The organism is Saccharomonospora marina XMU15 (genome assembly GCF_000244955.1).
Lineage (GTDB): Bacteria > Actinomycetota > Actinomycetes > Mycobacteriales > Pseudonocardiaceae > Saccharomonospora_A > Saccharomonospora_A marina.
This window is the reverse complement of record NZ_CM001439.1, coordinates 5,029,599-5,054,438: the sequence shown is the minus strand read 5'-3', so window position 1 is coordinate 5,054,438 and position 24,840 is coordinate 5,029,599. Positions and strand designations below refer to the sequence as shown.

At 69.1% G+C, this 24,840-nt stretch carries 23 protein-coding genes; 7 read left to right on the top strand and 16 right to left on the bottom strand.

All coding sequences use genetic code 11. The annotated features are described in order from the left end of the window. Window positions 1-26 precede the first annotated feature (26 nt). The gene (locus tag SACMADRAFT_RS23850; RefSeq protein WP_009156426.1) at window positions 27-3,248 is read right to left on the bottom strand and encodes a S8 family serine peptidase; all 3,222 of its coding nucleotides are present in this window, start codon (window positions 3,246-3,248) and stop codon (window positions 27-29) included. Between the two features lie 188 nt (window positions 3,249-3,436). Here SACMADRAFT_RS23850 and SACMADRAFT_RS23845 point away from each other — a divergent pair, with 188 nt between their 5' ends. Beyond that, on the top strand, window positions 3,437-4,222 hold the full coding sequence (locus tag SACMADRAFT_RS23845; protein ID WP_009156425.1) for a metal-dependent hydrolase: 786 nt from the start codon (window positions 3,437-3,439) through the stop codon (window positions 4,220-4,222). On the opposite strand, the gene SACMADRAFT_RS23840 is transcribed toward SACMADRAFT_RS23845, so the two are convergent. The 15 genes from SACMADRAFT_RS23840 to paaI all read right to left on the bottom strand — a co-directional run bounded on the left by SACMADRAFT_RS23840 (window position 4,219) and on the right by paaI (window position 18,756). Continuing rightward, the gene (locus tag SACMADRAFT_RS23840; protein WP_009156424.1) at window positions 4,219-5,751 is read right to left on the bottom strand and encodes an amidase; all 1,533 of its coding nucleotides are present in this window, start codon (window positions 5,749-5,751) and stop codon (window positions 4,219-4,221) included. The two genes, SACMADRAFT_RS23845 and SACMADRAFT_RS23840, sit on opposite strands and share 4 nt — an antisense overlap. Before the next feature lie 139 nt (window positions 5,752-5,890). After that, window positions 5,891-7,144: a type III PLP-dependent enzyme gene (locus SACMADRAFT_RS23835; RefSeq protein WP_009156423.1), complete on the bottom strand. Its 1,254-nt coding sequence runs from the start codon at window positions 7,142-7,144 to the stop codon at window positions 5,891-5,893. Then, window positions 7,137-8,822, bottom strand: a complete 1,686-nt coding sequence (locus tag SACMADRAFT_RS23830; protein ID WP_009156422.1) for an IucA/IucC family protein — start codon at window positions 8,820-8,822, stop codon at window positions 7,137-7,139. Before SACMADRAFT_RS23830 ends, SACMADRAFT_RS23835 begins: the two co-directional genes overlap by 8 nt. Beyond that, the gene (locus SACMADRAFT_RS23825; RefSeq protein ID WP_009156421.1) at window positions 8,819-10,312 is read right to left on the bottom strand and encodes an IucA/IucC family protein; all 1,494 of its coding nucleotides are present in this window, start codon (window positions 10,310-10,312) and stop codon (window positions 8,819-8,821) included. The genes SACMADRAFT_RS23830 and SACMADRAFT_RS23825 overlap by 4 nt, the downstream gene beginning before the upstream one ends. A 38-nt stretch (window positions 10,313-10,350) precedes the next feature. After that, on the bottom strand, window positions 10,351-11,964 hold the full coding sequence (locus SACMADRAFT_RS23820; protein ID WP_009156420.1) for an IucA/IucC family protein: 1,614 nt from the start codon (window positions 11,962-11,964) through the stop codon (window positions 10,351-10,353). Further along, window positions 11,964-12,962 carry a 2,3-diaminopropionate biosynthesis protein SbnB gene (gene sbnB / locus SACMADRAFT_RS23815; protein WP_040925861.1) on the bottom strand — a complete coding sequence of 333 codons (999 nt, stop codon included), beginning with the start codon at window positions 12,960-12,962 and terminating at the stop codon, window positions 11,964-11,966. The genes SACMADRAFT_RS23820 and sbnB overlap by 1 nt, the downstream gene beginning before the upstream one ends. A 4-nt stretch (window positions 12,963-12,966) precedes the next feature. Next, window positions 12,967-13,956, bottom strand: coding sequence for a 2,3-diaminopropionate biosynthesis protein SbnA (gene sbnA / locus SACMADRAFT_RS23810; protein WP_009156418.1), 990 nt, complete (start codon window positions 13,954-13,956; stop codon window positions 12,967-12,969). A gap of 190 nt (window positions 13,957-14,146) precedes the next feature. After that, window positions 14,147-14,347: a hypothetical protein gene (locus tag SACMADRAFT_RS23805; RefSeq protein ID WP_009156417.1), complete on the bottom strand. Its 201-nt coding sequence runs from the start codon at window positions 14,345-14,347 to the stop codon at window positions 14,147-14,149. A 270-nt stretch (window positions 14,348-14,617) separates the two neighbouring features. Further along, on the bottom strand, window positions 14,618-14,818 hold the full coding sequence (locus tag SACMADRAFT_RS23800; RefSeq protein ID WP_009156416.1) for a hypothetical protein: 201 nt from the start codon (window positions 14,816-14,818) through the stop codon (window positions 14,618-14,620). A 252-nt stretch (window positions 14,819-15,070) separates the two neighbouring features. Then, entirely contained in the window at window positions 15,071-15,250 is a 180-nt protein-coding gene (locus tag SACMADRAFT_RS23795; protein WP_050998248.1) for a hypothetical protein, read from the bottom strand. Window positions 15,251-15,525: 275 nt separating this feature from the next. Next, window positions 15,526-15,705, bottom strand: coding sequence for a hypothetical protein (locus tag SACMADRAFT_RS23790; protein WP_050998247.1), 180 nt, complete (start codon window positions 15,703-15,705; stop codon window positions 15,526-15,528). Between the two features lie 267 nt (window positions 15,706-15,972). Beyond that, a complete protein-coding gene (locus SACMADRAFT_RS23785) occupies window positions 15,973-16,290 on the bottom strand; it encodes a hypothetical protein (RefSeq protein ID WP_009156413.1) in 318 nt (105 codons plus the stop codon). 169 nt (window positions 16,291-16,459) lie between these two features. Next, window positions 16,460-17,068, bottom strand: a complete 609-nt coding sequence (locus tag SACMADRAFT_RS23780) for a TetR/AcrR family transcriptional regulator (protein WP_009156412.1) — start codon at window positions 17,066-17,068, stop codon at window positions 16,460-16,462. A 12-nt stretch (window positions 17,069-17,080) separates the two neighbouring features. After that, entirely contained in the window at window positions 17,081-18,370 is a 1,290-nt protein-coding gene (gene paaK, locus SACMADRAFT_RS23775; protein ID WP_009156411.1) for a phenylacetate--CoA ligase PaaK, read from the bottom strand. Then, window positions 18,370-18,756 (bottom strand): hydroxyphenylacetyl-CoA thioesterase PaaI, encoded by a 387-nt coding sequence (gene paaI, locus SACMADRAFT_RS23770; protein ID WP_040925860.1) that lies wholly within the window; start codon window positions 18,754-18,756, stop codon window positions 18,370-18,372. Before paaI ends, paaK begins: the two co-directional genes overlap by 1 nt. Window positions 18,757-18,996: 240 nt before the next feature. Here paaI and paaZ point away from each other — a divergent pair, with 240 nt between their 5' ends. The 6 genes from paaZ to paaE all read left to right on the top strand — a co-directional run bounded on the left by paaZ (window position 18,997) and on the right by paaE (window position 24,837). Then, a complete protein-coding gene (paaZ, locus tag SACMADRAFT_RS23765; protein ID WP_009156409.1) occupies window positions 18,997-21,027 on the top strand; it encodes a phenylacetic acid degradation bifunctional protein PaaZ in 2,031 nt (676 codons plus the stop codon). A gap of 121 nt (window positions 21,028-21,148) precedes the next feature. Next, window positions 21,149-22,102: a 1,2-phenylacetyl-CoA epoxidase subunit PaaA gene (paaA, locus tag SACMADRAFT_RS23760; RefSeq protein ID WP_009156407.1), complete on the top strand. Its 954-nt coding sequence runs from the start codon at window positions 21,149-21,151 to the stop codon at window positions 22,100-22,102. Further along, window positions 22,099-22,380 carry a 1,2-phenylacetyl-CoA epoxidase subunit PaaB gene (gene paaB, locus SACMADRAFT_RS23755; protein ID WP_009156406.1) on the top strand — a complete coding sequence of 94 codons (282 nt, stop codon included), beginning with the start codon at window positions 22,099-22,101 and terminating at the stop codon, window positions 22,378-22,380. Before paaA ends, paaB begins: the two co-directional genes overlap by 4 nt. 6 nt (window positions 22,381-22,386) lie before the next feature. After that, window positions 22,387-23,253: a 1,2-phenylacetyl-CoA epoxidase subunit PaaC gene (paaC, locus tag SACMADRAFT_RS23750; RefSeq protein ID WP_009156405.1), complete on the top strand. Its 867-nt coding sequence runs from the start codon at window positions 22,387-22,389 to the stop codon at window positions 23,251-23,253. Then, window positions 23,247-23,750 (top strand): 1,2-phenylacetyl-CoA epoxidase subunit PaaD, encoded by a 504-nt coding sequence (gene paaD, locus SACMADRAFT_RS23745; RefSeq protein WP_009156404.1) that lies wholly within the window; start codon window positions 23,247-23,249, stop codon window positions 23,748-23,750. The genes paaC and paaD overlap by 7 nt, the downstream gene beginning before the upstream one ends. A 1-nt stretch (window position 23,751) precedes the next feature. Beyond that, complete coding sequence (gene paaE, locus SACMADRAFT_RS23740; RefSeq protein ID WP_009156403.1) at window positions 23,752-24,837, top strand: 1,2-phenylacetyl-CoA epoxidase subunit PaaE; 1,086 nt, start codon at window positions 23,752-23,754, stop codon at window positions 24,835-24,837. Window positions 24,838-24,840 lie beyond the last annotated feature (3 nt).

Genomic DNA, 24,840 nt, shown 5'->3' with positions numbered 1-24,840 from the left:
CCGGCGATGGCTAGCCCGGCTGCGCGTCATGTTCTCGGCGTCACGGACTCCACGATCACCACCCCGGAGCCGACCCGCTGGTCGTCGGCCGTCCGCACCGTCACCGAACCACGCAGCACCCGGCCGTCGCCGGGCTGACCGGTCGCGGTGACCCGGCCAGGCACGGTCCAGGTCGAGCCGGTGGGTCGTGCCGCGTCGGCGTCGGTGGCCTCCACCTCGCCGAGGCCGGGCGCGGCGAACAGGTCGAGATAGTCGTACTCCGTGCTCCCGGCCGGTACCGCGTAGCCGTCGACGAGGACCCGCCACGCACCGGGCGCCGGGTCGCTGATCGTCACCGACTCCTCGGAGTCGCCGTCGGCACTGAACCCGGCCAGCTCACACGTGCCGCTGGTGCAGTCGTAGACGATCAGATCGAGGTCGGCTCCGCCGTCCGAGGTGCCGCCGATCGTGGCCGTCAACTCCGTCGCACCCTGCGGCACCGTGAGGTCGTGTGACTGGGACTCGCCGTCGCCGATCGTCGGCCGCGCCAGCCGTGCGCTGTCGAGCGGGCCTCCGGTGAGCCGTCCGGTGAACTCGCCGAGCGTGTTGGCGACCGTGTACTCGCGTGCGATCGGCTCACCCTGCACGGCTTCTCCGAGCACATCGGGGTTCGGGCTGATCGTCGTGCCCTGCACGGCCGCGGTGAGTCGCCACGGCGCCGAGTCGGTGTCCGAGGTCCGCCGTGCCTCCACGACCAGTTCCCACACGCCGGGCATCGGGTCGCTGACCACCCGGCTGGTCGCCGAGCCTGTCGGGCAGCCGCCCCCGGCGTCGGGGTTGTAGCACACCAGTGAGGAGGTCGAGTCCAACGGCACCCCGGTCGGGTCGTAGCGCACGAACCGCACCTGGCCCGCGCCGGGCGGCCCGCCCGCCGCCATGTCGACGCGCAACGAGCTGGTGCCCTCGGGCACCCGCACGAACACGCTGCCGACCTGGTTTCGCTGTACCGTGCCGGACGCCGAGGCCGTGAAGCCGTTGTCCTCGGTGAAGTCCAGTGGCGCGAACACGGTGTTCATCGTCTGTACGTCGATGCCGACCGTGCGGGGATCGTCCAGCCGCAACAGCGCCGAGTGGGTGCCCGCCGTGGCGGGGTTGATCCGCACGTTCAACTTCACCGGCTGGTTCAGCGGAAGCCGCAGGCTGCCCTGCGCCGCGAAGGTGCCGTCGTTGCCCACCCAGCTCACGCGGTAGCGCGGCGATCGGTCCGGACCCGTGGTCCTGGTAAGGGTGTAGGTGCGCGTGTATGCCTTGCCGACGGTCACGCCCTCGCGGTCGTGGATGCCCACGCCGGTGCCGGGTGTGGCGAGCTGGTCGGAAAGCACCGTGTCGACCGGCACCGAGGTGATGACCGTCTGCTGCCGCTCACCACGCAGCGAGGTGAGCGCCCGGAAGGTGTCGATCAGCCCGGCCCCCTGCGCGTACGCGGGGATGCCTTCGACGAACCTGGCGGTGGAGGCCAGCGCCGAGCGCAGCGTGGCCACCGGCGGGCGGTTGCCGTTGTGGGTCGCCTTGTACGCGCTGACCAGCAGCGCCGCCGCGCCGGTCGCCTGCGGGGCCGCCATCGAGGTGCCGTTGAACATGCCGTACCCGGCGGGCAGCTCGTAGGTGCCCGGCACCGGCGAACCTTCCTGCCAGCGCGGGATTGTCGAGACCGCGGCGCCGGGTGCCACCAGGTTGGGTTTGAAGCCGCCGTCCTCGCGCGGCCCCCGCGAGGAGAACGGGTGCAGGCTTTCCTGGCGCGGCGAGGCCGAACCGTAGTTCGACAGCCAGGTGTCGTCGGTGATGTAGGAGCCGACGCTGACCGCGTCGGTGGCCACGGACGGGTCGCCGACGGAGTTGGCGCCCGCCCCGCTGTTTCCGGCCGAGATGAACAACTGGACGTTGTAGGTCTCGATGACCCGGTTGTACAGCTCGGCGCGGGCATTGTTGCCGTCGTTGAGCGCGGGCAGCCCGCCGATGGAGATGTTGACGACGTCCGCGCCGTTGGCGGCGGCATAGACCACGCCGTCGATCAGCCCGCTCGCGGTGCAGGAAGGGGTGGTCAGGCAGACCTTCACCGACATCAGCCGCGCGCCGGGGGCCGCGCCGTCCATGGCGCCGCCGAACAGGTCGTTACCCGCCGCGATACCCGCGACGTGCGAACCGTGAGCCGCACCGGCGATGCCGATGTTGACGTAGCCGGGCTGGTCGGTCTGCACCACGAACGGGATCCGGTCGAGCACCCCGGTCGCCGGGTTGTCGACACCGAAGAAGCCGACGTCGTGGTCGTTCTTGTAGTCGGTCATCGGCTGCTCGTCGGTGAAGTCGCCGTCGCCGTCGAGGTCGACCCGCACCGCCGCGGTGTGGGTGTCCAGCAGCACACCCCAGCTGTCGGCGCTGTCGCCGTCGCGGTTCACGTCGCCCTCGGTCTCGCTCTGCGCCGAGCCGAGGTCACCGGCGACCTCGGAGAACAGCCCGAACCGGTGCGTGCCCGATGGCGCGACCCATTCCCGCCCCTCGGAGGTGAAGGTGCCGGAAACCGGCTCGTCCGAAAGCCGCACCCAGGTGCCGTCGCCGGAGGTCGGCGAGTTCGCCGTGTACCAGTCCACGATCTTGCGCTTGCCGGTGCTCGTGGTCGCCAGCGCGGGGTGTTCCAGGTCGACACCCGTATCCAGTACCGCGATGGTGGTGCCCCTGCCGTCCCAGAACGGGAAGCGCTCACCGAACCGCGCGGCGTTGGTGTCCTGCGTCGGCAGGTAGGGGTTGGCCTTCGGGGTGTCCGCGTCCGGCGCGGGCTGGGGCAGTGGGTCGGTCGCGCCGACGGGAGCGGGCTCGTCCCTTCGGACGAGCCCGTCGACGTCCACCGCCGCCACCGAACGCAGCTTCGGTGCGCGTTCGGCTTCCTCGATGGGGACGGTGACCTTGAGGTAGTCGAGTTTCGCGTCGGTGGAGCGGACCACGCCGCCGATGGAGCGCAGCTCACCCGCCGCGGCGTCGGCACGCCCTCGCTGTGCCGCGACCAGCAGGGTGACCCGTGTCTTCCCGGCCCGTTCCGCCTGCTCCACGAGCATCCGGTCCTGTTCGTCGAGTTGCCGCTCGTCGCCGGGACCGGCCGGCCGATCCTGCTGACCGGACACCGGTGCCGCTCCCAGCCCGAAGGTGGTTGCTGCCGCCACCACGGTGACGGCCGCGGTGACACCGGCCCGTCTCAACCAACGTCGTTTCGTCACGATGTGACCTCCCGCCAGCACGCGCCCGAGTGATCTCCACGGGCCCGATCAACGTTTCACATCTGGGCGCGAAAAGCCGAAATTTCCGACTTTCGTAGGGCTTTCGGCCGCCCCGATGATCATCTCGATGGCCGGCTCGGGGAGACTGTTGCGATCTTGCAGGTTTGTTGTGCCGGAGGGTGTCAGCCATGATGGGTCGAACCCATGCGCTCACCGGGTGGTGTGCGGGGCTCGGTCTCGCGCCCGCCATCGGCCTCACCTCGGTGGCGCAGGTGGTGGTGTTCGCGTCGACCACCGCTGGTTTCGCGTTACTGCCGGACCTGGATCACCCGCATGCCAGAGCCTCCAAACTGCTCGGGCCGCTGACCGGTGCCCTGTCGTGGTTGCTGCGCAAGGCCTCCGCCGGGTTGTACGCGGTGACGAAGGGGCCGAGGGACGAGCGGGTCAAGGGTACGCACCGGCATCTTTCGCACACACTGTTGTTCGCCGCCGCGCTCGGAGCCGCGACGGCGGTTGGCACGGCGGCGGGCGGCCCGTGGGCGGTGGCTGGTGTGGTCGTGCTGGGGTTGCTGCTCGCCGAGGACGCGTTGGGCGACTGGCTGTTCCCGGTCGCCGGAGCCGGTGTGGTGTGGTGGGTCCACGAGAACAGCCCCGGCGTGCTGGCCCAGCTCGACACCGTGTCGGGTTGGCTTGGCATCGCGGTGGCTGCAGGCTGCTTCACGCACTGCCTCGGCGACGCGCTCACCGAGTCGGGCTGCCCGTTCCTGTTTCCAGTGCCCATCGCGGGGGAAACGTGGTACGAGCTGCGCCCACCCGCGTGGTTGCGGTTTCGCACCGGAAAGACCGTGGAGACGAAGGTGCTGTTCCCGGCTTTCGCTGTGCTCGGAGTGCTGCTGCTGCCGGGCGTGTGGAACGCGCTCGTCGGGTTCGTGCAGGACGTCCTCGCGGCAGGCTCCGCCGAGGCAGGTGGCTAGGGCCTCGGCGGTTCGGCGAACCCGCCGACGAGTTGCTCGAAGGCGTGCGCCACCCGCAGCGGCGTCGCGTCGTCGAACCGCTTGCCGACGAGCATCAACCCCACCGGCAGCCCTTCGCTCAACCCCGCGGGAACGCTGATGGCCGGGTGACCGCTCACGTCCAGCGGCGCCGTGTTGGCGATCATTGTCAGCGCCCGCTCCACGTAGGTCTCGCGGGTGTCCTGCTCGGTGACCAGCGGGGTGGCGGTGTAGGGCAGGGTCGGCATCACGAGCACGTCGAAGGAGCGCAACGCGCGGTCGTAGTCCTGTCGTAGCGAGTTCGCCAGGTTACGTGCCATCGCGTAGTGCCTGCCCTGGTAGTTGGTGAGGCTGTAGTGCCCGCACAACGCCACCAACTTGACCGTCTCGGAGAGTTGGTCCGCGCGCTCCACCCGGTTGCGGCCGTAGTGGGCCATCAGTTCGGGGTCGTAGCTGCCGTCCCAGTTGAGTCCGTAGCCGTTGCCGTCGAGCATCTGGTAGGCGGCTCCCTCGGTGGCCACCACGTTCCAGATGTGCATTCCGTGCCGGTGCCACGGGACGCTGACCGGCGACACCTCCATGCCCGCCTCGGCCAGCCGCGCCACCGCCGCGCGCACGACCTCGTCCACCGCGGGGTCGGAAAGACCGGGGATACCGAAGCCCTCCTCGACCACCCCGACCCGCAACCCGGCGACCCCGGAATCCAGCGCGGCGACGTAGTCCTGTGGCCGCAGGCCGTCCGGCTGGCGCGGATCGTGGCCGTCGGTGCCCGCCAGCACCGACAGCATCAGCGCGGCGTCGGCCACCGTCTTGGTGATGGGTCCGAGGTGGTCGATGGTGAGCTCGATCGGAAACGCTCCGGTGTAGGGCACCAGTCCGTGGGTGGGTTTGTGTCCCACCGTGCCGCAGAACGAGCTGGGGATGCGCACCGAGCCGCCCTGGTCGCCACCGATCGCCAGGTCGACCTCCGCCGAGGCCACGAGGGCGGCGCTGCCGCTGGAGGAGCCTCCGCTGGTCCGTGTCGGATCCCACGGGTTGCGCACCGGGCCGGTTGCGCTGGTGTGGCTGGCGCCGGAGAAGCACAGGTCCTCACACACGGCCTTGCCCGCGATGGTCGCTCCCGCCTCCAGCAGCCTGGTGACCACCGTGGCGTCGCGGGAGGGGACGAAGCCCTCCAGCGATCTGGAGCCGTTCATCATCGGGACGCCCGCCACCGCGATGTTGTCCTTGACGGCCACCCGGCGACCGCTGAGCGGACCGTCTACATCGGACGATATGTCGGTCTTGACGTACCAGGCGCCAAGCGGATTCTCCCCGTCCGCGACCTTGTTGTGCTGACGCCGCGGTGGCTGTGGTGACTGCGCGGCGTGCAGCTCCTCGACGGCGTCGTAGGAAAGCAGCGACGCGTCCACGAGTGCGGAGAACGACTCGACGGCGTCGGCGTCCAGGTGCAGCCCGTAGTGCTCGGCACTTCGACGCAGCTGCTCGGGAGTGGGGCGTTGAACCGGCATGGCTGCCTCCTGGCGAAACCCGGTGATCAGCGGATACTAGGAAGCCCGGTGCGCGGCCGTCAACGCGTTCACCCGCTGGGTACGGTCCGCTTCGCGCGGGCACTGCTCCGGCCGCACTGCCCAGGCCGGGTGCCGGTGTCTACTCCCGACGTCGCGGCGAGGCGTCGGGAGCGCGGAACTCGCGGGCAGGAGCGGGGGACTCGCGGGCAGGAGCGGGGGACTCGCGGGCAGGAGCGGGGGACTCGCGGGAATGGAACAGCTGCTCTGGGTGGGGGTGGCTGAGGAAGTCGTGGTGGGAGATCTCCCAGCCGTAGGCGCCCGCCAGGCGAAACTCCAGCACGTCACCGGGGCGCACCCGATCGACCACCACGTCGCGGGCCAGCACGTCCTTCGGCGTGCACAGCTCACCGACCACCGTCACGGCTTGCCCCGCCAGCTCCGGGCGAGGCAGCCGCGTCGGCCACCGGTCCACCGGGTGAACGACGAACGGGTGGCTGTGCTGCCACGAGGCAGGCAGCCGGAAGTGGTGGGTTCCGCCGCGCACCAGCACGTAGTTGACGCCGTGGTTGTGCTTGACGTCCAGCACCTCGGTGAAGTAGCTGCCGCAGCCCGCCACGAGGAACCGGCCGCATTCGAAGTCGATGTCCTTCCAGTGCCGGGGAAAGGTGCGCACCAACCGGGTCAGGCCCGCCGTGAACGCCGTCCAGTCGAACGCCTCGCCGCCGTCGGCGTAGTTCACGCCGATGCCGCCTCCGACGTCGACGGCCTCGCAGCGCAGGCCGAACTCGGCCTCCCAGCCGCAGATCTTGCGGCGGTACAGCTCCAGCAGTTCCAGGTGTGCGGCGGCGGAGAGGTTGTTCGAAAGCGAGTGCAGGTGGAATCCGGCGAACCGGATACCGGGGAGTTCGAGCGCGGTGCGCACCGCCTCGCCGAGCGCCGCCTCCTCGATGCCGAACTGGGTCGGCCTGCCCGCCATCGCGAGGGTGGCGGGAGGGAATCCGCCCGAGAGGTTCACCCGCAGCAGCACCCGAGCCGTGCGGCCGCTGCGTTGCGCGGCATCGGAGATCCGGTGCAGTTCGAGCACGCTTTCGGCGTGCAGCCGCGAAACACCCTGCCGCAGCGACTGGCTGATCTCCGCGGGCGTCTTGGCGGGCCCGCCGAACAGTGTCTGCCGAGCACCGGCCGCGCTCGCCTTGGCCAGCTCCCCGCCGGAGGCGACCTCGAACCCGGCCACGATGGGTGCGAGCGTGCGCAGCAGTGGCGGCGCGCTGTTGGCCTTCATCGCGTAGAACATCCGGCAGCGTGGCGGCAACGCCGCCACCACCGCGCTGACGTGCCTGGCCAGCGCGTCAAGGTCGTATCGGTAGTGGCAGATCGGCTCGTTGTCAGTCATGGTGCGCGAGCGGGTTGGGTGCGGGGTGCAGCCGAAGCTCGGTGTCGGGCAGCAGCCTCCGGGTGGTGAGCTTCTCCACCGACACGGTGGGCTTGTGGAGGTCGAAGACGGCGGCCGGGAACCGTTCCCGGTAGGTGCGAAGGCAGCCGCGCACGACGGCCCAGAAATCGCCTTCGGCCAGCCCGTAGGCCTCGGCGAGGAACATCGCGAGCTCACCGAGGTTGACGAAGCAGAACGCGTCGAGCAGGAAGTCGGCGACGAGATCGGGATCGTCGGTCTCGACGAAGGAGTTGCGGTTGCCGTGATGCGCGGGGGTGGCCCGCAGCGTCGGGCAGCGGCCGGGTTGGGCAAGGTGCGCGCGACTGAAGCGAACCCCGTCGTGGAAGTCGCGCAGCGCCACCCTTGTCGGCAGGCCGGCTCGGTGCAGCAGCACCATGTTCTGTGCGTGTGCCTCGAGCGCGACGCCGTGTTCGCACAGCAGCCGAACCAGCGGAAGCACCGCCACCTCGGTGAGTCGGCGCAGCCAGCGGTCGAGCCCGTGCTCGCTCACCCAGCCGTCGATCAGCGGGCTGCCGTCGGCGGCCCTCGCGGTCAGCGCGGTGAACGGCGCGGCCCGCTCGCCGGGATCGAGCCGCGGATGCAGGCTCTCCCGCCACACGCAGCCGAGCGTTCCGTAGCCGTCCTCGTGGAGCAGGCCCATGTCGGCGGTGACAACCGTGCCCAGCAGTTCCCGCAGCAGTACCGGCCGCCATTCGTCTCGCAGCACCGGGTCGGCGGACACCAGCTCGTACAGCCAGTCGGAGATCAGCGGCGCGTTGTGCACGGTGTGTGGAGCCAGTACGCGGCTGGTGGAGGTGTTCACCAGCGACATGGCCAGCTTGAGGTAGGGCCGGTCAGGATTGTCCACACAAGACAGTGTGCGGATGGACTGCTGGGCTGTGAACGTGTCCGGATCCTCGCCGAGCACCACGAGCTCGCCGGTGCGTAGCTGTTCGGCGTAGGTACGGCAGACGTGTTCGCGCCACTGCCACGGGTGCACGGGCAGCAACGTGTGGGCTTCGTCGGGTAGCGAGCCGAAAGCGGAACCGAGCTGTGCGCGCAGGAACTCGGACTCCTCGACGTCGCGTGAGCCGCTGACCTCGGCGATGTCCCGGCTCACCGCCAGCCACAGTGGACGGATCGGCTGGGCGAACTCCGGACCGTAGGCGAGGTTGTCGACGAGATCGAACCCGATGCGGGACTTGTACGCCGGGTGGTAGCGATGGCCATCGATGACGAGGCTCTCCAGCGCGTCGTGGTCGGCCTTGGCGGCATTCCCATCGCGCAGGTGGTGCGCGACGGCGTCCTTGAGGAGGGTTTCCTCCAACTCCCTCGCGAAGCGGGCGAGGTGTTCGGGATCGGCATCGATGTGCTCGGCAAGTTCGGAAAGCAACAACCCGACCGAGGTGGGCTCCTCGCCGTCGCGAAGCAACTCATCCACCGTCACCCTGCCGAACGTCTCACGTCGCCGCGCGGTGTAGGTGTAGCGCACGCCGTTCGCGCCGATCAGCGTGCCGTTCACGCCCTGGTCGATCGCTTCCTCGTACAACAGCGACTCGAAAAGCTGCCGCAGCACCCTGCGGCGCACGCGGGGGTAGCTCGGCGCGGTGAGTGCGGCTCGCAGCAGGTCCGGGTTCATCGCGTCTCCCGCAGTGGGTTGGCAATCTCGACGTAGAGCGGGCGTTCGGCTCGCCCGGTGAACCTGCTGACGAGGTTCGCCTTGGCGGGCAGCGTCGGCATGGCAAGCAGCCGCTCCGCCTGTGGCACGTCGAGCAGCGCCCGCCTGGCCACGGCCCACAGCCGGTCCTCGCCCGCGCCGCTGTAGCTGCCCAGCACGTGCACCAGATGGCCGAGCTGGTTGGTCACCGCGTGGTAGCACAGCCGCTGCCATGCCTCGGCATCCGAGTAGCACAGTGGGCTGTCCGGCTCCAGCGATCGGCCCGCCTGCCTGCTCACGGCCACACCTTCCAGGTCGCGAACCCAGAACCGCGAGGGTTGTCCGCTCTCGGTGCACAACAGCGAGTTCTGCACGTGTGCCTCGAAACTCACCCCGTTCTGCTCGAACAACGAAAGCAGCGGCACCAGCGAGATGGCCAGGTACCGGCGCAGCCACTCGCCGACATCGCCCGCCGTCCTGACATCGCGCACGAGCGCGGCCGGGTCCTCCAGCACGCCAGCGAGCACGCGTGGTGCCTCGCCGTTTCGGGCGAACGGGTTCTGCCGGTACAGCACGGCGAAGTCGGCGGCGAGGTCCGGCCCCACGGTGTCGGGGTCCAGGGTCCGAAACCCACTCTCGCGAAGTACGCCGAAGCCCTCATGTTCCGGCAGCGTGCCGACGAGCGCGCTGGCCTGCATGGCTCTACGCAGGTGCTCCACCGGGTTGTTGCGAACGAAGTTCGTGATCCGCACTCGCAGCGGCAGTTTCCATGCTGTCGGGAAACCGGGGTCGCACACCGTGCGCACCGACGAGGTCGCGTAGACCGGCCTGCCGAGCGGGCCGAGCGGTAGCAGCCCGCCTTTCCTGATCAAGGCGGTGACCTCCGCGCGATCGAGCAGGTACCGCGCCTGCCACGGGTGCGCCGGAAGCGGTAGGTAACCCCGAGGCACCCGGTCGGTGACCTCGCCGGGCTCCCACGGTCCCGGCCAGACCCGCTGCTGCGACACGAGTTCTCGCGCCACGGCGAAGTAGTGCGGAACGAACGCGGCACCGAGTTCTGGTGCGTAGTCCTCGAGGTCGGCGTCGCTGAATCCCTCCGCGCTCTTGGGTGTGGGATGGAAGGGATGGCCGAGCAACACGCTCTGCTCGGCATGCCTGGTGATCGCGTGAGGTTGCGGCGGGCGGCACGGTCTGGGCCTGCCGAGATAGCGCGCGGTGCGCGCGGTGCTCTCCTCGATCTGCGCGGCGAGTTCGAACCCGTCGTGCCCCGTCCCGGCGGCGAGTTCGGCGAGCAGCGCGGCCACGAACTCGTCGTGTGGCACCGAGGCGTCGTCGGCGTAGTCGTGGTGACCGAGCGAGCAGCGGTGTACCACTTCGACCACCAGTTCCCTGCCGGTGGCGGGCAGCGCGATCCGCAGCACGCCGGTGCCCGTCACCGGCGTGCCGGTCTCGCGCAGGTACGCGTTGAGCAACCGGCGCCTACTCGCGCTTCGCGCTGCGGCGTGCGGGTTCAGCACAGCAGCGGGTTCGGCACCGTGCCCGCGGCCGCGGGCATGCTCGCACCCGGCGAGTTGCCGCTGCGCAGCAGTGGCCCCAGCACGTGGCGGCTCGGCCACGTCGGTTCCCGTAGCAGCAGCGTGCTCACCTGCCTTGGCAGGCTTACCAGGTCCATGGCTTCGGTCAGTGCCGCTCGAAGCTGTTTCCACAGTGTCCTCTCCGCGATACCGAAGGAGCGGGCGAGTGCGTCGGCGATCCCGTACAGGTTCACCTGGACTCCCAAGGTCTGGAAGTATCCGACGAGTTCGGCGGGGTCGTCGAGCCGAAGAGACTGCCGCGCGCCCCGCCGCACCCGGTAACCGGGGTCGGCGATCCCGGCCTCGGCCAGCCACGGCGGGTGCACGCGGACGGTGTCGTGATCGCGCAGTACGAACAGCGCTGGCATGCCCTGTTCGAGCGTGACCGCGACGTTTTGGCCGTGCACTTCCGGGAGCATGCCCTGGCGCAGGAAGCCCAGCGCGAGCAGGCAGAAGCGATGGCACAGTCGCCGGAAGAACGGCAGCGGTCCGCCGGGCAGCCGGATACCGTGCGGGTAGAGCCGCGGTGAGGCGAACACGGCCATCGGCACGGCACCGCGGGCCTGTGGCGGGTAGCGGCGCAGTTGGGCCGCGAGGTGACCGGGCCGGTCGGCGAACTCGTCGTCGCCGCCCCAGCCCGCCCAACCACGCTCGTCGCAGACGGCCACCACGCTGCGCAGCAGCGGATCACGAGCCAGCGCCGCCCGCAGGGTGAGTTCGGCTCGCTCACCGTTGTCGAGGTAGCGCGGCGGAAGTAGCCGGGTGGCGCCGAGCGTGGCGACACCGAGCGGCAGCTTGACGTGGATCGCAGGGTCGGGCGAGGCAAGCGTGCGCAGCGACGCGGTGGGCCGGAACTCGCCCACGCCCCGCGCCACGGGCAGTATGAGCCCCTCGTCCAGCTCCGCCGCGAACTCGCGCGGCAGCACGTGGCGCGACTGCCAGGGGTGCACGGGCAGCAACACGAAGCCGGGCGGCGACTCGCCGGTGAGCCGGAGTGCTTCGGCTTCGCCGAGCAACAGCCGCGCCAGCTCGTCCGGCGGCGTGCCGTGACCGTGCCGGAGGTGATCGGCGCGAACCGCGATCCAGTCGAGGCCGAGCGGGTCGCGTCGGGTGGGACCGTAGGTCGACAGCTCCTCGGTACTCCAGCCCGCGACCGCTCTGGCCGTGGGGTGAAACGGTCGGTTGCGGGCCCAGGAAAGCCGCTCGGCCGTGAGCGGATCGAGCGCCTCGCCTTCGAGGTCGCGCTCCGCCGCGCACGCGAGGTGGGCGTTCGCGACGGCGGTACGCAGGTCGGCGGCTACCTGTCGAACGTGTGGCTGATCGGGGGCGAGGTGGCGGATCAACTCATCGGGTGAAACCGACCGTCCGGCGATGAGCACCGGCCCTCCGGCGAACCGGTGGGGCTGCAGCGCCCCGCCTGCGCGCACCCGGAGGCGCACCTGCCCGACGCGGTACCAGCCGTCCTCGAGTACGCCGTCGCCGAAACCGAACAGCCGTTCCTGGATCAGCGCGTCGACCAGGTCGGCGAGCACGAGTTCGTCGGGGGCCACTAGTAGAGGTCCAACCAGGTCCCGACCCCGCGGCTCTTGGCGCGTTCGTACACCTCGGCGGCGCACGCGATGTCTTCCACCGCCATGCCCATGGGGTTGAGCAGGATGATCTCGTCGTCACTCTCGCGTCCCGGCCGCGTTCCCGCCAGCACCTCGCCGAGTTCGGCGTGCAGCCGCTGCCTGGAGAACGAGCCCTCCTCCACGAGCTGATTGATGATCTTCTTCTCCCTGTTGCACTGGTCCCAGTCGTCCACGACGACCTTGTCGGCGCCGAGGAAGACGTCCTTGTGCACGTCCATGATCGACACGTTGCTCAGGAAGGTGCCCGGCTTCAGCCAGGACAGCGAGATGTAGGGCTCGTCGGTGACGGTGCACGGCACCACGACATCGCCGGAGCGGACCGCGTCCTCGGCGCTGTCGGCCACCCGCACGCGCACCCGCTGTCCCAGCGTTTCGGCCAGCTCACCGGCGGCTTGCCGCCGCAGGTCGTAGGCGTGGACGGTGTGGATGTGCGGGAACTGCTGCAACAGCGCGGTGACCTGGGTGCGGCCGATGACGCCGCAGCCGATCAGCGCGACATCGGTGAAGCCCTCACGCGCGAGGTGTCGTGCGGCCAGGCAGGTGACCGCCGCCGTTCGCCACGCGCTGACGAGGCTGCCCTCCATGACGGCGACGGGGTAGTTGGTCGCCGGGTCGTTCAGCACGATCAACGCGCTCGCCCGCTCCCGCCCCGACAGCGGATTGTCGTGCTTGCTGCCGATCCACTTCAGCCCGGAAACGCCCGGGTCACCGACGTGGGCGGGCATGGCGATGATGCGGTCGGCGATATGGCCCTTGCCCACCCGCAGGTAGGGCTTGAGCGGCTGCACCGTGTTGCCCTCCGCGTGCGTGATGAGCGCGGACCGTAGCGCGTCGACGTAGAGCAGGCAGTTGTCGCCGCCGACGGCCGCGACGTCGCGGCGGGCCAGGTACAGCATGCGGGGTTTCGGCACGTCCATCTCCTCACACCGTGCCGCGGCGCCGGGTTGCCGCGGCGAGCCAGTTGTCGTCGTAGACGAGATCCAGGTAGCGGTCACCGCGGTCGGGAAAGATGGCCACGACACGGCATGGCCTCGGCAGCCCCGGCATCGCCTTGGCGATGGCCGCGACCGCCGAACCCGTCGAGCCTCCTGCGAAGATCCCTTCGGCGGCCAGCAGCCGCCTGCATCCCAGCGCGGCCTCGACGTCGTCGACGTGGATCACCTCGTCGATCTCCTCGGGACTGCACAGTTCGGGCACCCGGCTCGCGCCGATGCCGGGCAGGTCGCGTGGCCCCGGTGCGCCGCCGAAGATCACCGACCCGACCGCGTCCACGGCCACAACGCGCAGCGCGGGGAAGCGTTCCCGTAGCCTGCGGGCACAGCCGAGAATGCTCCCTGTCGTGCTCACCGGCGCGAACAGGTAGTCGGGCGCGCGGGTGAGCTGTGCGGCGAGTTCGGCACCGGTGCCGTGGTAGTGCGCCTGCCAGTTGCGGTCGTTGGCGTACTGGTTGATCCAGACGGCACGTTGGTCCTCGGCGAGTAGCTGTTGCACCCTGCGGATGCGGGAAAGCAGGTAGCCGCCCGTTTCGTCGGGCTGGGAGACGAACTCGACCTGTGCGTGCAGGTTGCGAAGGATTGCCAGGTTGGCGCTGGTGATCTTGGGGTCAACGACGCAGGTGAAGGCAAGGCCGTGCACCCGGGCGGCCATGGCCAGCGCGATGCCGAAGTTGCCGGAACTGCTCTCGATCAGCCGTGATCCCGCCGCGATGGACCCCTCGCTCAGCCCCGACTCGACGATGTGTCTGGCGGTGCGGTCCTTCATGCTCCCGCCTGGGTTGAGCAACTCCAGCTTGGCGACCACTTCCACATCCGGATCGGGGAAAAGCCTGCGCAGCGCGACGATCGGGGTGTCGCCGACGCAGTCGAACACGGACTCACGGACGGACTCGGCCACGGTCGGGGCGGCGGTCACTGGACTCCCTCGGGTCGGAGACTAGGTAAGGTAAGTCTTACCTTATTTACCGCGTGACTGCCAATAAGGGGCCGGATACTTTCGGTCATGCTTTCGGGGAAGCCTGCCGCCGTGCCGGTCGCAGGAACTGCCCCGGGGACCGACCGGTGCCCGGGGCAGCTCTACCGCAAGCGCTGTTCTGATGACCGATTCAGTCCCACATCACCCCGCCTGCCTCGGCGCTGACGCCGCCGACGACGGCGCCGTCCGGTCCTGCCGCCGCGAAGAACGCCTGGTACTCCGCACCCCAGGCAATGCCGCCGTCATCATGAGCGGAGGCGACCCCCGCGGTGCCGAAGGCCAGTGGGACCGCCAGTGCGGCCGCGACCATTCCGCGTCGAAGTGTGCGCATGGCTGTGGTTCCTTTCTCTGCGTGTCCACCATCATTCGGTCCGGGCTTCTCGTGCTTTGGCCGGCTGTTGAAGACCGAACCGCTGTGCGGGCGATCGCCTCGCACATCCGGTTGTTACCCCGACGGTGTGGGGCTAACCAACCTTGTTGCCCTCGAAAGTGGACGGGCGCGAAAGGACGGCGGCGAAAACATCGAGCACGCGCGTGAGGATGCCCCGGGGGCGGCTACCCCCGGGGCATTCCTGGTGACGGACGCTGGTTGGTTACCAGGTCAGTCCCACATGATCCCGCCTGCCTCGGAGTTGAGGCCTGCGACGATGGCGCCGTCGGGGCCTGCGGCGGCGCCGAACAGCTGGTACTGGGCGCCCCAGGCGGCGCCGCCGTCATCGCAGGCCGACGCGATGCCGGTGGCACCGAAGGACAGCGGCAGGGCGAGTGCGACGGCCACCATTCCGCGACGAAGTGTACGCATGAGATAATTCCTTTCTCTGTGTTCACCAGAGGGGTTGGGTCTGGCCTTCTCGTGCTATGGCTGGCTGTTGAAGGCCAGACCCGCCGGATCGAGGCTCGGACGGCCTCATTCGTCCCTTACCCTGCCGGTGGTGGCCTAACCGGTTTCCGTCGACAAAGGAGTCACCCACATCGTTGTGCGCGCACGGGAATGCCCCGGGGCCTGTTCGGCCGCCGGGGCATTCCTGGTGACGGACGCTGGTTGGTTACCAGGTCAGTCCCACATGATCCCGCCTGCCTCGGAGTTGAGGCCTGCGACGATGGCGCCGTCGGGGCCTGCGGCGGCGCCGAACAGCTGGTACTGGGCGCCCCAGGCGGCGCCGCTGTCGTCCCAGGCCGACGCGACGCCGGTGGCACCGAAGGACAGCGGCAGGGCGAGTGCGACCGCTACCATTCCGCGACGAAGTGTACGCATGAGGGAGGTCCTTTCTGTCTGTTCACCACGGGAACGAGGTCTGGACTTCCCGTGCTGTGATTCACCACGAACGCCAGACCTCTACTTGCGCGGGCCCGAACAGGCCTCGCTGGGTCCCTACCCTGCCTGCGGTGGCCTAACCGGCTCCGGCCGACGACGAGAGTCACCCACATCGTTGTGGACGGCCGAAAAATGCCCCGGGGGTGCGAAACCCCCGGGGCATTCCTTGTCGCAGGCGCTGGTTGGTTACCAGCTCAGTCCCACATCGCCCCGCCTGCCTCGGAGTTGAGGCCGGCGACGATGGCGCCTTCGGGGCCTGCCGCGGCGCCGAACAGCTGGTACTGGGCGCCCCAGGCGGCGCCGCCGTCGTCGGTGGCCGACGCGATACCGGTGGCACCGAAGGACAGCGGCAGGGCGAGTGCGACCGCTACCATTCCGCGACGAAGTGTACGCATTTGTTGATCCTTTCTCTGTGTTCTCGAAAGGGGCCGACCCGGCCTTCTCGTGCTTGGCTGGCTGTTGAAGACCGAATCGCCTTCGAGGCCGATGGCCTCACCACGACAGTTACCCGTCCCGCTCGCGACTATGCAGAACGGTCGACAAAGGACCTGAGCAACTTCACCCGTTAGTGCCTGCAACAAGGTGATGCCCCGGGGAAGCGTCCCCCGGGGCATCACCGGCCTTGCCGGTTCACCGCCGAATCACCAGCGGTGCCACCAGGACTCGGAGTGGATACCGAACGTCGCAGCGCCCTGCGGGCCCGCGAACGCACCGAAGTTGGTGTAGTCCGCGCTACCGCCGCTGCCGTTGTTCCAGCGTCCGTCGTTCATGAATCCGTCCGCTTCGGAGTGAATCCCGCCCACGACGGCTCCCTCCGGTCCCGCGACGGCGAACTCGGAGCCGTACTCCGCGCCCCAGGACGCGCCGCCGTCGTCGGTCGCGGATGCGATGCCGGTGGCGCCGAAGGACAGCGGGAGGGCGAGTGCGACCGCCACCATTCCGCGACGTACTGTGCGCATGAGGAGTTCCTTTCTCCGTCTTCACGAAAGAGCAGGGTCCGACCGTCACGTGTGTTCGCGGCGATGGATGCCGGACCGGGATTGCGCCGAGGCTCGGCTCGCCTCGCAGGTCCGCTGTGCGACCCGTTTTACGCTAACCACATGTCCGGTTCGGGCGCATTCCACTTCATCAGCTCGGGCGAACCCTGATTCCGTCGAATGCGACCCTGGCCACGGCTTCGACAATGTCGTCCGCACCGTCACGTGGCCGGTACCACTCGATCAGGGAGTTGACCATTCCGAACAGGAGTCGAGCGGTGGTGGCGGGGTCGATGTCGGGCCGGATGTCGCCGTCTCTTTCGGCCTCCGCGACCAACTCGGCGACGATCCGGTCGAACTCACGTCGCCTCGTCAGCGCTGCCCGTTCCACGTCCGTGTTGCCCCGCACCCGTAGCAGCAGGGTGACGAAAGGCAACCGATCGTGCAACACCCGAACGCTGCCGCGGACCAGTGACTCCAGCCGTTCGATCGCGCGACCGTCGGCCTGCTCGGCCTGCTCGACGACGCCGAACAGGTCGTCGAGCGCCCTGTCCACCGCGAGCCTGAGCAGTTCTCGCTTGCTCGGGACGTGGTGGTAGATGGCGGACTTGGTGATTCCGAGCTTGCGGGCGAGATCCTCCATGCTCGTGCCGTCGTAACCGCGCTCGTTGAACAGGTCCACGGCGACGCGCAGTACGGACTCCAGGTCGTAACCCGGCCTTCCCCTGCGTGTGGCCCTTGTCCCCGGCGCTGCTGTCATGCGGCCAGTATCTCAGTCGCCGCGGTTGTCGATGACCCGGCGCATCTTGCCGACCGAACGCTCCAGTGTTTCCGGGTCCACGACCGTGACGTCGACGCCGACGCCGATGCCCTCGCGTACCGCCGCGACGATCTCGGCGGCGGCGGCTTCCCTGCGCTGTGGGGGCGTGTCGGCGTTCGCCTCGACGTGGACGGTCAGCTGATCGAGGCGGTCCTTCTTGGACAGCACGAGCTGGAAGTGCGGAGAGAGCCCGGCGGTGCGAAGCACGATTTCCTCGATCTGGGTGGGGAACAGGTTCACCCCACGCAAGATGATCATGTCGTCGGAGCGCCCTGTGACCTTCTCCATCCGGCGGTGGGCGGGGCGCGCGGTCCCCGGCCGAAGGCGCGTGAGGTCGCGGGTGCGGTAACGGATCAGCGGCAGTGCTTCCTTGGTCAGCGAGGTGAACACCAGCTCACCGTGCTCGCCCTCGCCGAGCGGAAACTCGTCGATCGGATCGATCACTTCGGGGTAGAAGTGGTCCTCCCAGATGTGCAGGCCGTCCTTGGTCTCCACGCATTCCTGTGCGACACCCGGGCCCATCACCTCGGAGAGCCCGTAGATGTCGACCGCGTCCAGACCGGCGCGCTCCTCGATCTCGACGCGCATCCGCTCGGTCCACGGCTCGGCGCCGAAGATGCCGACCCGCAGTGAGCTCTGCCTCGGGTCGAGGCCCTGCCGTTCGAACTCGTCCAGCAGGGTCAGCATGTAGGAGGGCGTCACCATGATGACATCGGGGCGCAGATCGGTGATGAGGCGCACCTGCCGCGCCGTCATGCCGCCCGACGCCGGTATTACGGTGCAACCGAGTCGCTCGGCACCGTAGTGCGCGCCGAGCCCGCCGGTGAACAGCCCGTACCCGTACGCCACGTGAACCTTGTCGCCTGCTCGTCCTCCGGCCGCCCGGATGGACCGGGCCATGAGCACGGCCCAGTTGTCCAGGTCGGTTTCGGTGTAGCCCACAACGGTGGGGGTTCCGGTGGTGCCGCTGGAGGCGTGCAGCCTGCGGACCTGTTCCTGCGGCACCGCGAACATCCCGAACGGGTAGTTCTCCCGAAGATCGCGCTTGGTGGTGAGCGGGAACCTCGCGAGGTCGGACAGCTCACGGCAGTCGTCGGGATGCACGCCTGCGTCGTCGAATCGCTTGCGGTAGAAGGGCACGTTCTCGTAGGCGTGCCGCAGTGTCCAGCGCAGCCGCCTGAGCTGGAGTGACCGCAGCTCGTCGATGCCGAGCCGCTCGTTCGGGTCGGTGAATGCCGCCATCAGACTTCCTTGTCAATGACTCGACTGCGACCGCGGAACTCCGCGATGACCGCGCGCCCCGACGCGTCCTCGCGATGCACGGTGACGTCGTAGATGCCGTTGCGTCCGTATCGGGTCCGCTCCTGCGCCGTGGCCACCAGGTAGTCACCGAGGCGGGCAGCGGCCACGAACGTGATCTCCGCGCCCGCCGCGACCGTGACCGGACCATGGCTGTTGCACGCGCACGCGAAGCTGGTGTCGGCGAGCAGGAAGACGTATCCGCCGTGGGCGATGTCGTGTCCGTTGACCATGGCGGAGGTGATCCGCATCGCCGCGACCGCGCGACCGTCGCCCGCCTGTAGTAGCTCGATGCCGAGGGAGCGGGATGCTTCGTCGACGGCGAACATGTCGTGAGCCGCGTTGCTTGTCACTGCCCGCCAATCCTGCTAACTGACCGAATGGACGGTTAATACTGGTCGCCGCGTCCGGCAGGTGTCAAGAGAGCGCGAGCCGGTGATCGTTCGGCACATCGGTCGTGAGAACCCTTCACGTCGGAATCGCGAGCCGATCACGCATTGCCCTCGAGGCGATCGCGCGCCTAGAATTACCGAACGGACGGTTAGTAATTCGACGAGGAGGTCATCAGCATGGGTCCGTTGCCCAGCTACGTCAGCGGTGAATGGCGCGCACCGTCCGGCCAGGGAGCACCGCTGCTCGACGCGGTGACAGGTGAGCAGGTCGCCACCGTGTCCTCCTCGGGGCTCGACCTGGGCGCCGCGCTGGAGTACGGCCGCTCGGTCGGCGGCCCCGCGCTGCGCGAACTGACCTTCCACCAGCGCGCGGGACTGCTGAAGGCACTGGCCTCACACCTTCGCGAACACCGCGACGAACTGTACGAACTGTCCGCGCGCACGGGAGCCACGCTCGGCGACTCGAAGTTCGACGTCGACGGCGGCATCGGCGTGCTGTTCGCCTACTCGAGCAAGGCGAGGCGGGAACTGCCCAACGACACCGTCTACGTCGAGGGGGACGTGGAGACGCTCGCCAAGCTGGGCACCTTCGTCGGGCAACACATCGCGACCCCGCTTCGGGGTGTCGCGGTGCAGATCAACGCCTTCAACTTCCCCGTGTGGGGGCCGCTGGAGAAGTTCGCCCCCGCGTTCGTCGCGGGCGTGCCGACTCTGGTCAAGCCCGCCAGCCAGACCGCCTACCTGACCCACCGCCTCGTCGAGCTCGTCGTCGGGTCCGAGCTGCTGCCGCCGGGCTCGCTGCAACTGGTCTGTGGCGGCGCGGGCGACCTGCTCGACCACCTCACCGAGCAGGATCTGGTGTCCTTCACCGGCTCCGCGGCCACGGCACAGCGGCTGCGAGCGCACCCTTCGATCGTGCGTAACTCGGTGCGGTTCAACGCCGAGGCCGACTCGCTGAACTGCTCCGTGCTCGGGCCGGACGCGACGCCGGGAACCGCCGAGTTCGACCTCTACGTCAAGCAACTGGTCACCGAGATGACCGTGAAGGCAGGCCAGAAGTGCACCGCGATCCGGCGCGCGCTCGTCCCCTCTGCGTTGATCGGCGACGTCGCGGAAGCGGTGAGTGACCGGCTGGCGTCGGTCACCGTCGGCAATCCGGGCAGTGACGGAGTGCGCATGGGTGCACTGGCCAGCCTCGAGCAACGGGAGGAGGTGCGCCGCAGCCTGAAGGCGCTGCTCGACGCGGGGTCGGTGGTGTTCGGCGACCCGGAGCACGTGGACGTGGTGGACGCCGACCCGAGGCGCGGCGCGTTCATCTCCCCCGTGCTGCTGCGCGCCGACGATCCCGGACGCGCCGAGCCGCACGAGGTCGAGGCCTTCGGCCCGGTGAGCACGCTGGTGCCCTACGGGTCCACCGAGGAGGCCGTGCGGCTGGCCGCGCGCGGAAGCGGCAGCCTCGCGGGCTCGATCGTCACCGCCGACGCGGACTTCGCGCGGGACGTGGTGCTGGGTGTGGCGCCCTGGCACGGCAGGTTGCTGGTGCTCGACGCCGACGACGCAGCCGAGTCCACCGGTCACGGCTCGCCGCTGCCTGCCCTGGTGCACGGTGGCCCCGGTCGCGCGGGCGGCGGTGAGGAGATGGGTGGCATCAGGGGCGTGTTGCACCACATGCAACGCACGGCCGTGCAGGCGTCCCCGCGGGTGCTCGGCGCCGTCACCGGCCGGTGGGTGCCGGGGGCGCCGCGGTCGCAGGGTGAGCACCCGTTCCGCAAGCCACTGTCGCGGCTTCGCGTCGGCGACACCGTCGTGGCAGGACCACGTGCGGTAACCGAGGAGGACATCGCGCACTTCGCCGAGTTCACCGGCGACACCTTCTACGCGCACACCGACGAGGAGCAGGCAACGGCCAACCCGCTGTTCGGCGGCATCGTCGCGCACGGCTATCTGGTGGTGTCCTTCGCCGCGGGGCTGTTCGTCGACCCGGCGCCCGGGCCAGTGCTCGCCAACTACGGGTTGGAGAACCTGCGGTTCCTCACCCCCGTCAAGCCGGGTGACGAACTCACCGTCACCCTGACCGCCAAGCAGATCGTCCCCAGGGAGAACGCCGACTACGGCGAAGTCCGCTGGGACACCGACGTGACCAACCAGCGAGGTGAGTCGGTCGCGAAGTACGACGTGCTCACACTGGTCAGGAAGGAGGCCCGATGAGCGAGGATCGCGGAGCTTGCGAAGCGGCGCTCGTTGGGGTCGACCGGGGTGGGCCCCCGCTGTGGCAGGTTTTTGGGCCGCAGCAGGGGAGGGTGTCCCGCAAGACACAGAAGGAGGCCCGATGAGCACCGCGACGCTGCCCCAACCCGACCTGCGTCGGCACTTCCAGCGCACCATCGAGCGCGACCAACGCATCGAACCACGGGACTGGCTTCCCGAGGAGTACCGCAAGACGATGATCAGGATGATCGCGCAACACGCGCATTCGGAGATCATCGGTATGCAGCCGGAGGGCAACTGGATCACCAGGGCGCCGTCGTTGCGGCGCAAGGCGATCCTGCTCGCCAAGGTGCAGGACGAGGCCGGACACGGGTTGTACCTGTACTCGGCGGCGGAGACGCTCGGTGCCGACCGTGCCGAACTGACCGAGAAGTTGATTTCCGGCAAGCAGAAGTACTCCTCGATCTTCAACTACCCGACGCTGACGTTCGCCGACGTGGGTGTGATCGGTTGGCTTGTGGACGGTGCCGCGATCTGTAACCAGGTGCCGCTGTGCCGCAGTTCCTACGGTCCGTACGCGCGGGCGATGATCCGGATCTGCAAGGAGGAGTCGTTCCACCAGCGGCAGGGCTTCGAACTGTTGCTGACGATGATGCGGGGCACCCCGCGGCAGCGAGACATGGTGCAGGACGCGGTGGACCGCTGGTGGTGGCCTTCGTTGATGATGTTCGGCCCGCCGGACGCGGAATCGCCGCACACCGAGCAGTCGATGGCATGGAAGATCAAGCGGCACACCAACGACGAGCTGCGCCAGCGGTTTGTCGACATGACCGTTCCGCAGGCGGAGGTGCTCGGGGTGAGCCTTCCCGACCCGGAGCTGAAGTGGAACGCCGAACGTGGGCACTACGACTTCGGTGAGATCGACTGGTCGGAGTTCAAGCAGGTGGTCTCCGGCAACGGGCCGTGCAACGCGCAGCGAGTGGCGCACCGGCGTGCGGCGCACACCGACGGTGCCTGGGTGAGGGAGGCCGCGGCCGCGCACGCGGCGAAGCGAGCGGAGGCGAGCGCGGCATGAGCGAGTGGCCGCTGTACGAGGTTTTCGTGCGAGGAAAGCGGGGGCTCAACCACGTACACGTCGGCTCGCTGCGCGCGGCCGACGGTGAGATGGCGTTGCGCAACGCACGTGACCTCTACACCCGGCGAAACGAAGGCGTCAGCATCTGGGTGGTGAAGGCCGCCGACATCACAGCGTCCTCTCCGGACGAGAAGGACCCGTTCTTCGCGCCGAGCGGCGACAAGGTGTACCGCCACCCCACGTTCTACGACATTCCCGACGATGTTCCACACATGTGAGCGACCATGTCATTCGACAACGCCTACGAGGCGATAACCGCCGACAACGACTCCAGGTGGGCGTTCGGCACCGGATTCTCCGACCCACTGTCCGGAGTGGACAAGGCAGTGCCGGAAGGGGTGGACGCGGACGAGCTGAAGGCATACTGCCTCATGCTCGGTGACGACGCGCTCATCTTCTCCCACCGGGTGCAGCAGTGGTGCACCTACGCCCCCGAACTCGAGGACGAGGTCGCGCTGGCCAACATCGCGCTCGACCTGCTGGGGCAGGCACGCCTGCTGCTTTCCCGGCCGGGCGACAGGTCGGAGGACGCCTACGCTTTCTTCCGCGAGGAGCGGGAATACCGCAACGTCCGGCTCGCCGAGTTGCCTCGGGGTGACTTCGCCGAACTGATCTCCAGGCTGCTGGTGTTTTCCACGTGGCGGCTCGCCGTGGCGAGCCGGCTGACCGAATCCCGCGACGAGGTGCTCGCCGCAGTGGCGGGCAAGGCCGTGAAGGAGCTCGCCTACCATCGCGACTACGCAGCACAATGGACGGTTCGGCTCGGTGACGGAACCGACTACTCCAGGCAGCGCATGGCGGCTGGGTTGCATGCTGTCTGGCCGTATGTACCGGAACTGTTCAGCCCGCACGAGATCGAGTTGTCGCTCGCCGGTGCCGGAGTGGCTGTCGACCCGCGTAGCGTGCGCGAGGAGTTCGACGACGTGGTCGCGACCGTGCTGACGGAGGCGACGCTCGAGGTGCCCGACGTCGCCGCCGTTCCCGGCGTGGCAGGCAGAGCCGGCCGCGGCGGTGTGCACAGCGAGGCGATGGGCTACCTGCTCGCCGAGCTGCAAAGCGTCGCAAGAGCAGACCCGGAGGCGACATGGTGACGGCGCTTCGAGACGCGCGGGCGGTCGCCGAGACCGTGACCGACCCCGAGCTGCCGATGTTGACACTGGCCGACCTCGGCGTGTTGCGGGAGGTACGGGAGGTCGACGGCAGGGTGATCGTGTCGATCACCCCCACCTACACCGGCTGTCCCGCCATGGACACCATGCGCGACGACCTGGTGCATGCGCTGCGCCGCGCTGGTTATCCTGATGTCGAGGTCCGCACCGTACTGACTCCCGCCTGGAGTTCCGACTGGATCAGCGAACGGGGCAGGCGGCGGCTCGCGGAGGCCGGAATCGCGCCGCCGGGGGCCGCGCCGCGAACACCTTCCGGGCCGGTCCCGCTGAACCTTCGGCCACCGAGCCGAGCGGTGCGCTGCCCTCGGTGTGGTAGCGGCGACACCGAGGAGGTGTCGCGCTTCGGCGCCACGGCGTGCAGGGCGTTGCACCGTTGCCGCGCCTGCGCCGAGCCGTTCGAGCACGTCAAGGAGATCTGAGGTGACCGTCTCCACTGTTGCCAGGCCTCGTACGGCGTTTCACCAGTTGACCGTCGCCGACGTCGTGCGGCTGTGTGACGACGCGGTGGCCGTGACGTTCGACGTGCCGCCGGAACTCGCACAGGCCTACGAGTTCGCGCCAGGGCAGTCGCTGACACTGCGGCGCACGGTCGAAGGGCGTGAGGAACGCCGGTCGTACTCGATCTGTTCACCCCCGGGTGCGCCACCCAGGGTCGGAGTGCGGGAGATCCCGGGAGGGTTGTTCTCCACGTGGTTGGTGCGGCAGGTGCGGCCGGGCGACCGCATCGAGGTGGCGACACCGACCGGCTCCTTCACCCCACCGCCAGGCCCGCCCGGTGCACACCACGTGTTCGTGGCGGCGGGGTCGGGGATCACGCCGGTGCTGTCGATCGCGGCTGCCTTGCTCGCCGAGCCCGACACGACCGTGACCCTGTTCTACGGGAACCGGCGGGCGAGCACGGTGATGTTCGCCGACGAACTGGCCGACCTGAAGGACCGCTACCCGGCGCGGTTCGAACTCGTCCACGTGCTCTCCAGGGAGCCGCGCGAGGTCGAGTTGTTCAGCGGCAGGCTCGACGCGCGCAAGCTCACCCAGTTGCTGAGGCTGGTCCCCGATCCCCGGCAGGTCGATCACTGGTGGCTGTGCGGCCCGTTCGGGATGGTGACCGACGCCCGTGAGGTGCTGAGCGAACTGGGGATCGCCAGGTCGAAGGTGCACCAGGAACTGTTCTTCGTCGAAGACGTACCACCCCCGCCGCTGCGCGACGCCGACGCGCCGGAGCGTGGCGCGACGAGCGAGGTGACGGTGAAACTCGACGGGCGCACGACCACCGTTTCCGTCAGCAAGGAAACGGCCGTACTGGACGGGGCGCAGCGATCCCGCCCCGACCTGCCCTTCGCCTGCAAGGGCGGGGTGTGCGGCACCTGCAGGGCAAGAGTGGTCGAGGGCGAGGTCGACATGCGGCGCAACTTCGCGCTTGAGGACGAGGAAGTGGCGGCCGGGTTCGTGCTGACCTGCCAGTCCAGGCCGGTCAGCGACCGGGTGCGCGTGGACTACGACGCCTAGCGA